At 63.2% G+C, this 13,790-nt stretch carries 15 protein-coding genes and 1 pseudogene; 14 read left to right on the top strand and 2 right to left on the bottom strand.

The window, feature by feature from the left end:
- Positions 1–296 precede the first annotated feature (296 nt).
- From ISP14_RS10285 to ISP14_RS10255, 7 genes and pseudogenes are all read left to right on the top strand, one after another.
- Complete coding sequence (locus tag ISP14_RS10285) at positions 297–623, top strand: RcnB family protein (RefSeq protein ID WP_404539084.1); 327 nt, start codon at positions 297–299, stop codon at positions 621–623.
- A 219-nt stretch (positions 624–842) separates the two neighbouring features.
- Complete coding sequence (locus ISP14_RS10280) at positions 843–1,064, top strand: hypothetical protein (protein WP_404539083.1); 222 nt, start codon at positions 843–845, stop codon at positions 1,062–1,064.
- Between the two features lie 139 nt (positions 1,065–1,203).
- Positions 1,204–2,490, top strand: coding sequence for an NRAMP family divalent metal transporter (locus tag ISP14_RS10275; protein WP_404539081.1), 1,287 nt, complete (start codon positions 1,204–1,206; stop codon positions 2,488–2,490).
- Positions 2,491–2,652: 162 nt separating this feature from the next.
- Positions 2,653–4,236, top strand: a complete 1,584-nt coding sequence (locus tag ISP14_RS10270) for a phospholipase D family protein (protein ID WP_404539078.1) — start codon at positions 2,653–2,655, stop codon at positions 4,234–4,236.
- 393 nt (positions 4,237–4,629) lie between these two features.
- Positions 4,630–5,037 (top strand): hypothetical protein, encoded by a 408-nt coding sequence (locus tag ISP14_RS10265; protein WP_404539184.1) that lies wholly within the window; start codon positions 4,630–4,632, stop codon positions 5,035–5,037.
- Between the two features lie 483 nt (positions 5,038–5,520).
- Positions 5,521–6,906, top strand: coding sequence for a cytochrome C (locus tag ISP14_RS10260; RefSeq protein WP_404539076.1), 1,386 nt, complete (start codon positions 5,521–5,523; stop codon positions 6,904–6,906).
- A 128-nt stretch (positions 6,907–7,034) separates the two neighbouring features.
- Positions 7,035–7,712 (top strand): annotated as a pseudogene (locus tag ISP14_RS10255) (YoaK family protein).
- Positions 7,713–8,125: 413 nt separating this feature from the next.
- Here ISP14_RS10255 and ISP14_RS10250 read toward each other — a convergent pair.
- Entirely contained in the window at positions 8,126–8,284 is a 159-nt protein-coding gene (locus tag ISP14_RS10250) for a DUF3309 family protein (RefSeq protein ID WP_367854972.1), read from the bottom strand.
- A gap of 377 nt (positions 8,285–8,661) precedes the next feature.
- On the opposite strand from ISP14_RS10250, the gene ISP14_RS10245 reads away from it, so the two are divergent.
- Both ISP14_RS10245 and ISP14_RS10240 read left to right on the top strand, forming a co-directional pair.
- A complete protein-coding gene (locus tag ISP14_RS10245; protein WP_404539073.1) occupies positions 8,662–9,945 on the top strand; it encodes a DesA family fatty acid desaturase in 1,284 nt (427 codons plus the stop codon).
- Complete coding sequence (locus ISP14_RS10240) at positions 9,938–10,174, top strand: hypothetical protein (RefSeq protein WP_404539070.1); 237 nt, start codon at positions 9,938–9,940, stop codon at positions 10,172–10,174. Before ISP14_RS10245 ends, ISP14_RS10240 begins: the two co-directional genes overlap by 8 nt.
- An 89-nt stretch (positions 10,175–10,263) precedes the next feature.
- Here the strand turns inward: ISP14_RS10240 and ISP14_RS10235 are convergent, their stop codons facing one another.
- Positions 10,264–10,440, bottom strand: coding sequence for a CsbD family protein (locus tag ISP14_RS10235; RefSeq protein ID WP_404539067.1), 177 nt, complete (start codon positions 10,438–10,440; stop codon positions 10,264–10,266).
- 360 nt (positions 10,441–10,800) lie between these two features.
- Between ISP14_RS10235 and ISP14_RS10230 the strand changes: the two genes are divergently transcribed.
- The 5 genes from ISP14_RS10230 (at position 10,801) to ISP14_RS10210 (ending at position 13,787) form a co-directional block, all read left to right on the top strand.
- Positions 10,801–11,517, top strand: coding sequence for a Crp/Fnr family transcriptional regulator (locus ISP14_RS10230; RefSeq protein WP_404539062.1), 717 nt, complete (start codon positions 10,801–10,803; stop codon positions 11,515–11,517).
- 599 nt (positions 11,518–12,116) lie between these two features.
- A complete protein-coding gene (locus ISP14_RS10225) occupies positions 12,117–12,458 on the top strand; it encodes a hypothetical protein (protein WP_404539059.1) in 342 nt (113 codons plus the stop codon).
- Positions 12,455–12,937 (top strand): hypothetical protein, encoded by a 483-nt coding sequence (locus tag ISP14_RS10220; protein WP_404539057.1) that lies wholly within the window; start codon positions 12,455–12,457, stop codon positions 12,935–12,937. The genes ISP14_RS10225 and ISP14_RS10220 overlap by 4 nt, the downstream gene beginning before the upstream one ends.
- Complete coding sequence (locus ISP14_RS10215; protein WP_404539055.1) at positions 12,934–13,425, top strand: HAD domain-containing protein; 492 nt, start codon at positions 12,934–12,936, stop codon at positions 13,423–13,425. The genes ISP14_RS10220 and ISP14_RS10215 overlap by 4 nt, the downstream gene beginning before the upstream one ends.
- Positions 13,422–13,787 (top strand): hypothetical protein, encoded by a 366-nt coding sequence (locus ISP14_RS10210; RefSeq protein WP_404539052.1) that lies wholly within the window; start codon positions 13,422–13,424, stop codon positions 13,785–13,787. The genes ISP14_RS10215 and ISP14_RS10210 overlap by 4 nt, the downstream gene beginning before the upstream one ends.
- Positions 13,788–13,790 lie beyond the last annotated feature (3 nt).

The following is a 13,790-nucleotide window of genomic DNA, read 5'->3' as shown; positions in this document are numbered from 1 at the left end:
CTCCGGTCGTCTGTGCGCGACCGAACGGATCATCCGCGGATTTTCTGCGTAAATGGCCGCGCCCCGATATTCGACCCGTCCAAACCAACCGCGGCGATCGGGCTGAAAACAACGGCGGCAAGTCGATGCCGTGACGACATCCTGCCCGCGTGCATCAGGTCGATGCAATGCAATAACCGCCTTGCAGTAGCCGTGCCTTCGAAACGATCTGCCTCTGGACAGCACGTACGCAGACATATGCCACTGTCACCGTTTGCGGCATCCCCGCAAACATGGCATTCACGAAGGAGTACGTCATGAAAATGAAATTGGCCATGGCCGTTTGCGCGGCCCTGTTGATGACCAGTGTGGCAATGGCATCCCAATCCGACGGCCACGACAACAACGGCCACCACCAGAGCAGTTCGGTCATGCATGACCGGGGCGCGCATGAAGGTTGGTACAAGAAAGGCGGCGTCATGCCCAATGACTACCGCAACAACCGCTATGTCGTGTCGGACTGGCGTTCCGAGCACCTGCGTGAGCCGCCGCAAGGGTACCACTGGGTACGCAGCGACAATGGCGATTTCCTGCTCGTTGCCGTGACCACCGGCGTGATCAGCAGCATTCTGCTGAGTCATTGATCCCCCATAGGTGGCAAGCGATCACATGAAAAGGCGGCCCCGTGCATGCGTGGGGCCGCCTTGACGTACCGTCGGCCTTTTCTGCAATGACATTGGATACCTAGATCATGCCGGTCATTCAGTGTTGGTCCGTGAGAAAAATCGAACCTCATGAATAGGCTTGCGCACACACCTGACGTCGGCCACAGCAGCGCCATGCTCCACCAGAGGAGTGCCTTCTTGAAATCCATGATTTTGTACGATGGTGGTGTTTGCGCCGTCATCTCCGGATCCGACTTGCAATCCCGCGCAGCCACGAACGATCCATCCCGGCCTTGCGAGAAAACCATAAGCCTGACCGTCGAAGCGCTCGCCTCATGGAGCCTTTCCCAGGCGGCGGGCAGCTTTGTCGACGAAGGCGGAACATGGCGGCATCAGACGCCCCCGGCGGCGAAGGCATGATGGCAGGCCGGGCTTTCGGCAAATCCGCCGAAGACCAACACCGAGCGCTGGCGTAAGAGCGGAGGCACCCGGAGCCTGCCATGATCCCCAAACGGGCTGCGGGGAGCTATTGAACAGGCTCCTATCGAAAGCAAAGGCCATGGTCGAACAGTCACCCGCAGGGGAAGGCAAGTCGGCCGTGCCGCTGTGGCGCCGCTTCAGCGCGGGACTGATCACCGGTGCCGCCGACGACGACCCCAGCGGCATCGCCACCTATTCGCAGGTGGGCGCGGCGTTCGGCTACGGCACGCTGTGGTGCATTTTGCTGACCATGCCGCTGATGATCGCGATCCAGGGCGTGAGCGCGGGCATCGGCCGGGTCACTGGCCAGGGCCTGATGGACGGCATCCGCAAGTACTACCCCCGCCCGCTGGGTTATGCGCTGGTGGTCTCGATCGTGGTGGCGAACGTGATCAACCTGGCGGCGGACATCGGCGCGATGGGCGCGGCGCTGAAGCTGTTGATCGGCGGCCCGCCCCTGCTCTACACGCTGGGCTTCGCGCTGCTGTCGCTGGGGCTGCAGCTGTTCATGCCGTTCTCGCGCTACTCGCCGATCCTGAAAGTGCTCACGCTGAGCCTGTTCGCCTACGTGGGCACCGTGATGGTGATCCACGTGCCGTGGGCGGCGGTGTTCAAGAGCATCGTGATGCCGCCGATCAGCTGGAACGCCGCGTACGCGGTCGGCGTGGTGGCCCTGCTCGGCACCACGATCAGTCCCTACTTGTTCTGCTGGCAGGCCGCGCAGGAGGTCGAGGAGATGGGCCCCGGCAGCGGCCGCAGGCCGTTGAAGCACACGCCGTGGCAGGGCACCGGCGCACTGCGCCGGATCGGCGTGGACACCACGGTGGGCATGCTGTTCTCGAACCTGATCGCGTTCTTTATCATCCTCACCGCCGCGGTGGTGCTGCACGCGCATGGCAAGACCGACATCACTTCCTCCGCCGAGGCGGCCGAGGCGCTGCGGCCGTTGGCGGGCAAGCTGGCGTTCGCGCTGTTCGCGGCGGGCATCATCGGCACCGGTCTGCTAGCGGTGCCGGTGCTGGCCGGCGCCACCGCCTACGCAGCCGCCGGCGCGTTCGGCCAGCGCTCCGGGCTGGAGCACAAGTTGCACCAAGCGAAATTCTTCTACGCCGTACTGGTGGTGGCCAGCCTCGCCGGCATGGCGCTCAATCTCACGTCGATCGATCCAGTGAAGGCGCTTTACTGGAGTGCGGTGATCAACGGCGTGGTGGCGGCGCCGCTGATGGTCGTGATGATGCTGATGGGCTCGCGGCGCAAGGTGATGGGCACGTTCACCATGCACTGGACACTGAAACTGTTCGGCTGGCTCGCCACCGCGGTGATGGCGGCCGCGGCGGCGGTGATGTTCGTCACCTGGGGCGAGTGAGCAGCACCCGCTGTCGCGCCATATTGACGGCACGCAGCGCACAGTCGTGGAGTCCGGGTGGGATTCCACCACCGGACCGGCGTCCTGATCCGGGCGCTCCAGTGGCATGGACGCGGAACGAGGCAGGCCGCCTGGATTCCGTTGCGCGTCGGCGGCAACACCATGAACGTCTGGTTGCGACGTACGAACGCTTGCGCGGCGCTGGCGCTGCTCGGGCTGGCGCTCGGCGGCTGCTCGGCATTGCGCACCGATTTCGTGAAGCGTCCGTCGCATGCCTTGCCGCCGACCACCAGCACGCCCAGCGCGCGCTACGTGCATGCCGCGGCGGACCAGCATCCGCAGCAGTCCGGCTTCCGCCTGATGACCGACGGCACCAATGCGCTGATGAGCCGCGTGGCGCTGATCGACGAGGCCAAGCACGCGGTCGACCTGCAGTACTACATCTTCAAGAACGACGCGACCGGCCGGCTGGTGGCGCAGCACCTGCTGGCCGCGGCGGATCGCGGCGTGCGCGTGCGCCTGCTGATCGACGACATCAACGTGAGCCACGAGGTCGGCATGCTCGATGCGCTGAACGCGAGCCCGAACTTCAAGGTGCGCCTGTTCAACCCCTTCCACACGCGCAAGCCCTCGCTGCTGTCCAAGACCGTGCAGCTGCTGTTCTCGCCGAGCCGGCTCAACCACCGCATGCACAACAAGTCGTTCATCGTGGACAACAACGTGGCGATCGTCGGTGGCCGCAACATCGGCGACGACTATTTCAGCGTCGACCGCACCACCGACTTCCGCGACCTCGACCTGATCGCGATCGGGCCGGTGGTGAAGGAAGCCTCGCGCGCGTTCGACGAATACTGGAACTGCCCCGCCGCCTACCCGGTCACGGCGTTCCGCGGCAAGCGTGCCAACCACTACGACCTGGCGCAACTGCGCGCCAACCTCGGGCGCGACGCGCGCCACTTCGCGCAAACGGATTACGCGCAGGCGGCAGCGCAGGATTATCCCGACGGCCCTTCGGGCGACCGCCATGGTGCGTGGTTCTGGGGGCCGGCGCGGCTGGTCGCCGACCAGCCGGCCAAGATCGAACCGCATCAGGACAACCCGGCGCTGCGCATCGGCCCCCGAATCCGGGCGATGACCGACCAGACGCAACACGAACTGCTGCTGGTCTCGCCGTACTTCGTGCCCAGCAAGCAGGACGTGCGTTATCTCGTCGGCCTGGTAGCACGCGGCGTGACGGTAAAGGTACTCACCAATTCGCTCGCCTCCACCGACGAGCCGGCCGTGCATGCAGGCTATTCACGGCATCGGCGCGCGCTGCTGGAAGGCGGCGTGCAGCTGTGGGAACTGCGTCCCGCCGTCGGCGCCCCGCAACCGGCGACCGCCAAGGGCACCTCGTCCGGCGTTAGCCTGCATGCCAAGGCGATCGTGGTGGACCGGCAGCAGGTCTTCATCGGCTCGATGAACATGGACCAGCGCTCGAAGCTGCTGAACACCGAAATGGGCATCATCGTCGACAGTCCGGCATTGGCGGCCGCGGTGAAGCAGTTCTTCGACAATGCCTCCCGGCCGGCGAACGCCTATCGGGTGATCCTGGTCGCGAGAGGCCTGCCGCACGCCGGCCAGATGCGGTGGCTGACGAGCGACGACGGCAAGCCGGTGAGTTACGACCGCGATCCCGGCGTCAGCATGATGCGTCGGCTGGAAGTATGGGCGCTCCGGCTGTTGCCGATCGAGGGCATGCTCTGAGAGGAGAAGGCTGACGAGAAGGTCGGGGACCAGGCAGGCTTCAGCGCACTATCCACAATCGGTTCGGCCGCCCCGTCACATCGCGCATCTGCCTCCGCAAATGTTGTGTGTCGCATCGTACATACAGCCGGCACGGGATGTTCGATGATGCCTGTGTGCACTCGCTGCTCTCGGCGCGACTTCGCGGCAATCTCCAAAGCTCGGGCGGTTCGCCCGGGACAGACACCTCCAGTGACCGGAATGCCACAAAAATGGCCCGGTTCAGACATCCACCCAACGCCCCCTGTCACCACTTCCGTGCGCATGGGCGTGGCAAGTGGCAACGCGGACAAAGGGACACATCTCATGAAGCGCCATCTTCTCGCATTGAATTCGGCTTTGATCGTCACGGCCATGGCCGTTCATCCAGGTCTGGCGCGCGCCCAACATTCCGCCGACCTGGACTGCACGATGCAGTTCTCTCTTTCAACCTGGTCGCTTGTCTACAAGCAGTCGGAGGGACGCGGCTTCGTCACCTGCCGGGATGGCCAGTCCATGCACGTCAAGATTGTCGCCAGGGGCGGTGGCCTGACGGTTGGCAAGTCCCGTATCGACGACGGAACGGGCCGTTTCACCGACGTGCATTCGATATCGGAGATTCTCGGCCACTACGGTGACGCCGAAGCTCATGCGGGAGCCGGTAACGCAAGCGAGGCGCAGGTGCTCACCAAGGGAGAGGTTTCCCTTGCGCTGTCCGGCACCGGTAAAGGCATCGATCTTGGCGTCGACGTCGGAGAGGTCACGCTCTCGCGCACAAAGTGACGGAACTGCGGCGGCTCTGGTGGCATGCAGGAATGACCACGGCAGCGTCGCCCATGTCCAGGGTTCGTTGCCTGGGGACAGACGCGGCAATCGACAACCAGTGACCACCTGCTACTTCCGGGATTCGGTTCGCATGCTTCGCAGTGCCCGTCTTTCTACATCCGTGCGGATTGTCGGGAAAAGCCATGACTACAACCTGCAACGGCGACAGCCGTCTCGAACGGGATTTCGACATTCTTCTGCAACACTAATGAACGACTCATGCAGGAAAACGAGTCGCTGCGAACCGAACTTAGGGAAGTCCTGACTTGGCGTCGACAGCTGGAGCCTTGGTCCACCCGCCGCGGCGCGCGCCGGTCCAACCGCATGCTTTGTTGACAAAAATCAAAAGCGGTCGCGTCGGGGTGTGACACATTGTTGCCGACTGGGTTCCGTGGGCCTGCCATATCGGTTTGCCGACGTCTTGTTTCCCTGGAGAACATCATGGCCTCCCGTCACGTCGTTCGACGCCTCTGGCTTCACCGGCGCGCCGCCCGCTTCGCGGTGCTTGTCGCCGGGCTATTCGCTCTGCTGATCGTTGCACCCAAAGCCTTGGCGATACCGGCCTTTGCGCGACAGACCCACACTCCCTGCGTGGCCTGCCACGTTGGTGGCTTCGGCCCTCAGCTCACGCCGTTCGGCCGCCAGTTCAAGCTGCTGGGCTACACGCTCAAGGCCGGCGACGCGACGGATGTGCCGTTGTCGCTGATGGTGGTGGAGACGTACACGAAGACCGCCAAAGCGCAGGCGTCGCCGCCGGCCAACGGCTTCAGCGACAACAACAATACCGAGCTGCAGCAGGCTTCAGCCTTTCTCGCGGGCCGCATCACCGATCACCTCGGCGTGATGGCGCAGGCAACCTATTCGGAGAACGGTGGCCTGCTCGGCTGGGACAACAGTGATCTGCGTTATGCGCGCAGCGCCAGTTGGGGCAGCCACGGCATGGTGTGGGGCATCTCGCTCAACAACAACCCCAGCGTGACCGATGTCTTCAACACGGCGCCGGCGTGGCAGTTTCCGTACATGGCGCCCGATCTGGCTCCCGGCGCCCCGGCGACGCCCATACTGATGGAGGGGCTCGCCGGGCAAGTGCTTGGCCTAAACGCCTACATGCAAATCGATGGCAAGCTCTACGTGGAAGCCGGCGGTTACCGCTCGCTGTCGCCCGCCTTCCTGCGCAACGTGAACGCGGACTTCAGCGGACGGTTGTCCGGCGTCGCTCCCTATGCGCGGCTTGCCTACACATGGAACCTCGCCAGTGGCAATCTGCAGGCCGGCATGTTCGCCTTCCACGCCTCGCGCGGGCTGCCCGGCACCAATGCGCAGGGCGATGCCGTGGCCGTGGCGGGTCCCACCGACAAGTTCACCGACCTCGGGGCCGATGCGAGCTATCAGCTCTTCGTCGGAAGCAAGCACATCGTGACCGTCAACGGGCTGTACCTGACCGAGCGGCAGCGCCTCGACGCCACCTTCCTCGCCGGGGGCTCCTCGAATCTCCACGACAGCCTGCGCGCGTTGAACCTCAACGCCAGCTATTGGTACCGGAACACCTGGGGCGTCACGCTGGGCGGATTCGCCGACGACGGTAGCCGCGATCTCGTGCTCTACGGCAACAACGGCAGCCCCGACACCCGTGGCGGCGTGGTTGAGCTGAACTGGAATCCGTTCGGCAAGGCTGAGTCGTGGGAGCAGCCATTCGCCAACATCCGCCTCGGCCTGCAATACACCTGGTACTCGCGATTCAGCGGCTTGGTCACCAACGTGGACGGTGCAGGCCGGCGGGCATCGGACAACGACACACTGTACATGTACGCATGGCTGGTGCTCTAGGAGATCGGCGGACGCGGCGGCACGGCTGCTGCTGTCGGCCTGGCGGCCGCGACACGAAGCCGGGCCGCACGGCGCAGGCCTTTGCTGGGCTGCAGCGCTGCCTATCGCTTTATTCAAGGCCCTAGCCGATGCCCGTTTTGCGTCAGTTGCCGCGCTGGGCGTGGTTTGGCACCGGAGTGCTGGCGTTCATCGCGGGCTTAGTGAATGCGGTCGGCTATCTCGGGTTCCGGCACGAATCGATCAGCAACATGACTGGTAACACCAGCCTGCTCGGCATCGCGCTGGGCAAGGCGGACGGTGGCGCGACCTTGCACTGGACGCTGGCCATCGGCTCGTTCGTATGCGGTGCGATGCTGAGCGACATGATCGTGTAGCAGAGCACGTTAAAGCTGGGACGTCGCTATGGCGTGGCGCTGGCGCTGGAGTCGCTGTTGCTGTTCGCCGCCGTCCCGCTACTGGATGCCTCCAGGGCAGCCGGCCTTTACCTGGCGTCGATTGCCATGGGTCTCCAGAATGGCATGGTCAGCACCTACAGCGGCGTAGTGATCCGCACCACCCACGTCACCGGTATCTTCACCGATTTCGGAATCTATCTCGGCCGCCTGTTGCGCGGCATGGCGGTAGACGGGCTGCGCCTGCGCGTCTGCGTACTGGTGACGACCAGCTTCATGATCGGCAGCGCGATCGGCGCGCTGTTGTTCGAACGCATGCAGGCCCACGCCCTGCTGGTACCGGCCATGCTCACCGGCGCATGCGCGCTGTGCTACGGCCTGTATCGCCAATTCGCGGTGGCCGGGGAACGCTAGGGAAGAGTCTGATCAATCGGCTTCTCGCTCGTCATTCCTGCGAGGCGCTTTTCAACAGCCGGAGGCTGGTCAAGCAGGAATGACGAGCAAAATCAGAATTTCCTTAGACGCCTCTCCGCTGGAGGCGTGCCGATTCGATCGGTCGAGCGCTCGTTGGCGCCGGCTTATGGGACTGCCGATCCCGCCCTGTTGCGCTCCTCCCGCGACAGCGGCCAGCGACCAGCGTGGTAGTCCCTCGGCAACCGGCTGCAAGGATTCCTGCTGTCACCTCTCAGCCCCCCCATGCTGGCACGCGCATATGGCGTACGGAGCAGTCGATGGTCGATACCGTCCTTTCGTTGCCTGTGCGCGCGCTTCGTGCATGCAGTTCCGGCGGACATGGCCGGTGAAGCCGGGTCCCGGGCCCGTAGACGCTAGATTCGCCCCATCAAGATCAATACGACGACGACAAGCACGATGAGACCCAGGCCACCGGTTGGACCGTAGCCCCATTGCCGGTTGTACGACCAACGCGGGATCGCGCCGATCAGCAGCAGGACGAGTACCACCAGGATGATGGTGCCAATGGTCATTTCGATTCTCCTTGGGATCGGTGAAGCAAGCACTGCACCTCGGAAACCTCGACCTCGGATGGCAGGATTCTTCATGCGTGCCTTGCCGCAAATCACATTATCCAAGTGGTAGGCCGATATCTGTTCGATAACGAACGCCAGGGCTTCCGGAGAAGCCTTGACAATGGGCACTATGGACTGTGTGCGGTCGGGTACAGACGGCGTACACCACCCGCTGCATCATGACCTTGCACCAGTGCATCGGGATGAAAGCATCGGTCGCCCTGTGCGCTTGAAGACCGGGAGCTTTTCGCGGCCCGATGCAGCCATCGGCTGCTCCGCCTCGTCCGCCCTGTGGTGGCGCAGCAGAAGACACACCGACCCCATCAGAAAGCCTCATGCCCTATGACTTGCTAGACATGGCTTCGCACGGTCTGCTCCACGCAGGGCCGACGACAGTGCTGCTTTATCTGCTGGTGACGACGCAGCTCACCATATTCAGCGTGACCCTGTATCTGCATCGCAGCCAGACACACCGCTCGGTCGATTTCCATCCCGCGCTCGCGCATTTCTTCCGTTTCTGGAGCTGGTTGACCACCGCGGTGGTCACCCGCGAATGGGTTGCCGTGCATCGGAAGCACCATGCGCACGCCGATACCGCGCAAGACCCGCACAGCCCTTACATCGTCGGCATCCGCCGGTTGCTGTGGGAAGGCAGCGAGCTTTATACCGCGGCACGCCACGACGGAAAGCTGCTGGCCAAGTACGGCCGTGGCACGCCAGATGACTGGATCGAACGCCACGTGTACACGCCTCACTGCAATTGGGGTCCGACGCTGCTGGCGTTCATCAGCGTGGCTCTGTTCGGCGTCGGCGGCATGGCGATATGGGCAGTCCAGATGATGTGGATTCCCTTCTGGGCCGCCGGCGTGGTCAATGGCATCGGCCATTGGTGGGGTTATCGCAATTTCGAGACTGCGGACAAGTCCACCAACGTCGTGCCGCTGGGCATCTGGGTCGGTGGCGAGGAGCTGCACAACAACCATCACGCCTTTCCCGGTTCGGCGAAGTTCTCGGTACGCCGCTTCGAATTCGATCTGGGATGGTTCGTCATCCAGGCCCTTTCCAGACTCGGGCTCGCGGAGGTCAAGCGCATCGCCGTCGTCGAACAGGCAAACATGACGAACCACCTGGCCATTCGCAAGGCACAACCGGTGACATTGGCGCCACGGGTGAAAGTCATGACGGAATTCTTCCGCAAGGTCACCTTGCCGGCTGTGCGCGAGGAAGTTCTACGCAGGGATCGCCGCACGCCGCCACTTTCGATACGACTGCGCCACGCGCTGGCCGACGGCGGCCGCTGGCTGTCGACGGACGAGCGGAGGCGCCTTGATGCGTGGATCGATGCCCGGCCGCGCCTGCGCACCATCTGCCGGTTCCGGACACAGCTTGCCGCGTTGATGGAAAGCCGCTGTGCGGACCATGTGGCGGAGTCGATGATGCAATGGGTGCGTGCGGCCGGAGCCAGCGGCATCGACGCGCTGCAGGGGTTCGCCCTCTCCATGGGCGCCAACATGGCCATGCCAGGCTTTCAAGCCGGAGCTGCTGACGCCGCTTTTCCGTCCGTCCATTGCCCGACGGGCGATGCGGCCGTCCACCAACTGCGGGATCCGCATGTCTGACCCGTTGTGGTCGCTCCTGCTCGGCGTGTTGCTTATTGCCATGGTGCTGACCGGGTCTGTGTTCTATGTGCTGTTCACGATCCGGCATGGCGCGAACGATCCGCTCGCACAGAAACTGGTCACGCTCACCTTGGTCTGCGTGGCTGTCTCCATCCCGGTGCACGGTGCGTCGATGCGGCCGTTGATGCGCTGGTATACGAGACCCTTGGGCGACGATGCCGGGGCATAAGCGAAAGCCCCTGGGTTCCATCCCGGGGGCTCCCGTTTGTTACAGCGGACTCACGGGCGACGGAGGCATGGCCTGCCGCCGACCATCGCTCATGTGTGCTTCTTGTAGTCGTCGCGGCTCTTGCCTACTTCCTTCTGGAACTTGCCAACCTGTTTCTCGGCTTGGCCGGAAGCCTCTTTCACCGGATTGCCGGTGACTTTCCCTGCGGCCTCCTTCACTGCGCCCTTGACCTCGTGCTTGGTACCTTCGATGCGATTCTTGTCCATGATCATCTCCCATCGCCGGATTGCGATATCAATGACATGACACAACCTACGCGCGGAGCGCCCAAGCCTCTGTACGCCGGCGCACACATGCCCACGCCGATACGGATGGCGCGGACCGGTCGGCCATCCACAAAGCCTCGCCCACGCCGAAAACGATGGTGGTTGGCTGTCGCCGCGTGTGCCCCCGGTGGGCCGGCATGGCTGGGAACATTGGCCGTTCACATCATGGCGACTTGCCGTCATCTACTCTTCACGAGTTAAGCCATTGGAGATGGGTTGTGCGGCGCCATGTTGGCCATGCCAACAGGCACATCGTTGAGGGACACTAAAATCAACTTCCCGAACGCATGGAGGAAAAGTATGGTTGAAGCTTCCGGTCCGCGGCGGAATCAACTTCTCGCTGCTCTGCCCCAAGCCGAATTGGGACGCTGGTTGCCGCACCTCGAACCCGTGGACATGCCGCTCGGCAAGGTGCTCTACGAGTCGGGCAGCCGCTTGAGCCATGTGTACTTTCCGACGACCTCGATCGTTTCGTTGCTGTACGTGATGGAAGACGGCGCTTCCGCCGAGATCGCGGTCGTTGGCAACGAAGGCATCGTCGGCATCTCGCTGTTCATGGGCGGCGAATCGACGCCAAGCCGCGCACTGGTACAGAGCGCTGGCCAGGGATTCCGCCTCAAGTCGGACCTGATGCTGCAGGAATTCAATCGTGGCGGCCCCGTCCTCCATCTGCTGCTGCGCTACACGCAAGCTCTGATTACCCAGATGTCCCAGACGGCGGTATGCAACCGCCATCACACGCTGGACCAGCAGCTCTGTCGGTGGCTGCTGCTGAGCCTGGATCGGCTGAATTCCGAAGAGTTGGCGATGACACAAGAACTGATCGCCAACATGCTCGGCGTGCGCCGCGAGGGCGTCACTGAAGCCGCCGGCAACCTGCAGCAAGCCGGGTTGATCCGCTACCAGCGCGGCCACATCACGGTCATTGATCGCGCCGGACTCGAGCAGCGCACTTGCGAATGCTATGCCGTGGTCAAGAAAGAGTACGACCGCCTGCTTCCCCAACCGCTACCGTGACTAACCGTAGTCAACCGCTTGATTGGCCCAAAAATCCGCACTCAGGTTAGCCCCCGATAACGCACCCTAATCACCCTTCGCCGGCACTCGCTTTGCGACGCGTGAAAACGTTGCCAATGCGGCCTTCGACGGCCTTGGCGCTGCACACGATGGTTGAAGCCACCCGGCTCCATTAAGCACCGAAGGTTTGCACTCCGCGGTGGCAGAGGTCATCAAGGCGACACACCGGCTCGGCATATCTCGCCGAAATCCGACGTGTGCACCCCACTCTACGACTTGGGACCACAAGCAAGCTGCTCCAAGGCGTACTGGATGGCGTATGGGCACTCGACGCGTCTGGCTACCTTGCCTTGGCCGTCCTGACGCTCCGGGTAAGCCAGGTACATCCGCATCATGCGGTCGCTTATACCCAAGCGGCGGGCCGCTTCACTCTGGCTCAAGCCAGCATGCTCCAACAACTCCCGCAAGTACGTGGGGTTGGGGGCGTGAAGCCTAGCGTCCGGTTTAGCCATGCCCTCAATGATGCCAAAAAGGCCCCGGCACTTGTGCGGCCGCGTGTTTTTAGGAAATTATTTCCTAGAAATAAAAAGGAGGGTTTCATGGCGATCTGGAGGTTCGACGGAACCGCATGCGACTTTGTGCTCGTCTCTGGCATCGCCAAGGAGGACGCCGAGTGCGGCTACCTTGGTCGAGACACCGTGTATCTGGTGGCAGAGGAAGATCCTGATTCGTTGTTCGACTGCCTGCTGTACCTCGACTTCGGCGGCGGCTCGACCCGGCGGATCGCGTGCGACGAAAGCACCTTTACCGTGGCTGGGGTGGAATTCCGTCGCAGTGACTACGCTTCGCTGCGTTGTATGCCTGCACCTTTCGGGGATGGTGCGCCGTCGCCCTCAATGGCGCAGATGGGCGAAGCCTCCGACCAAGGAGGCATCGCATGACCGAGCTGCTTTTTCTCGATACCGAATGGGTGACGGACGCCAGTCGCCAGCTGGTGAGCCTGGCGCTGGTCAATGCCGACGGCAGCAAGCGCTTCTACGCGGAGCGGGATCCCCTGCCCGAGGTCGCGTCCTCGTTCGTGCGGAAGTTCGTGTACCCGCTGCTGGAGCGTGGCGACTCGGCGCTTCCCGATCACGTTTTCACCGAGCGATTGCGCGCCTTCGTGGCCTCCTGCGACAACCCGCGCATCCACTTCGACGGCCAGATCGACATGGTTCAGTTGAACCAGGCGCTGGCTGGGTTCGGCTGCGACAAATGCGGCATCCCGCCCTATGTGCCGGTGCACGTCAGTCGTCAGGACGTGATGGACGAGCTGGAACGGTATTTCCAGAACAACCCTGAGGCCCTGGCGCGACGCCACCATGCGGGCGTCGATGCCGAGGCATTGCGCTATGCCTTCGTGTTGGTGGTCGACCCATGAGAGTGATCTATCTGGATTTCGACGGCGTGCTGCACTCGGACGAGGTGTATCAGGATCACCAAGGGCGGGTGTATCTGCGCGACCATGGTCAGCTGTTCGAGCACTCGCCGGTGCTGATCGAAGCGCTTGCCCCCTACCCCGACGTGCGCATCGTGCTGTCCACGTCGTGGGTGCGCTTGAAGGGTTACGGGTGGGTGCTCAAACGCCTTCCGAAGGACTTGCGCGATCGGGTCATCGGCGCTACGTGGCACTCCGACTTCGGAAAGGATTCAGAGGAACGATTCTGGTGGCGCTACGCGAGCCGCTATCGGCAGATCCTGCGCGACGTGGAGCGGCGACAGCCGACACAGTGGTTCGCCATCGACGACGACCTTGAAGGCTGGCCCGACGATGACCGGAAGCATGTGGTGGGGTGCTCGCCACTGGTCGGATTGAGCGGTGGAGCAGCCCAAGCAAAACTGAAGGCGAAGCTGGAGGCCTGGGGATGAACCAAGCGAACCTCAAGAACACGATCATCGTGGCGTGGCTGGATCTCGATCCCGATCAGCTCGCTGCCGACGTGCCTGTCGTGATGATCCCTCGACCAAGGCCACAGCGGGGGAAGGATGGCGGTGGTGCCGCCATTGAGGATTTTCCCTATGTCTCCTGGCAAGCCGTTGGTGCACACAACGAGCGGGCGTACGAGGCGTTCGCGGGATACAAGGGATCACACACAACAGATCTCCCCGGATATGCCTACGCGGAGGATTGGAAGGAATTTCTGTACGCCTTGCGCAAGGCGCGCGCGATCACCGCTGATCCGCTCTGGGAAGCACCGCGCGACGGCGTGGTCTATCACTGCCTGGCGTGAACC

Source organism: Dyella agri (assembly GCF_044904705.1).
Taxonomy (GTDB): domain Bacteria; phylum Pseudomonadota; class Gammaproteobacteria; order Xanthomonadales; family Rhodanobacteraceae; genus Rhodanobacter_A; species Rhodanobacter_A agri.
Note: the sequence above shows the minus strand (reverse complement) of the source record. Positions and strands in the feature narration are given on the sequence as shown.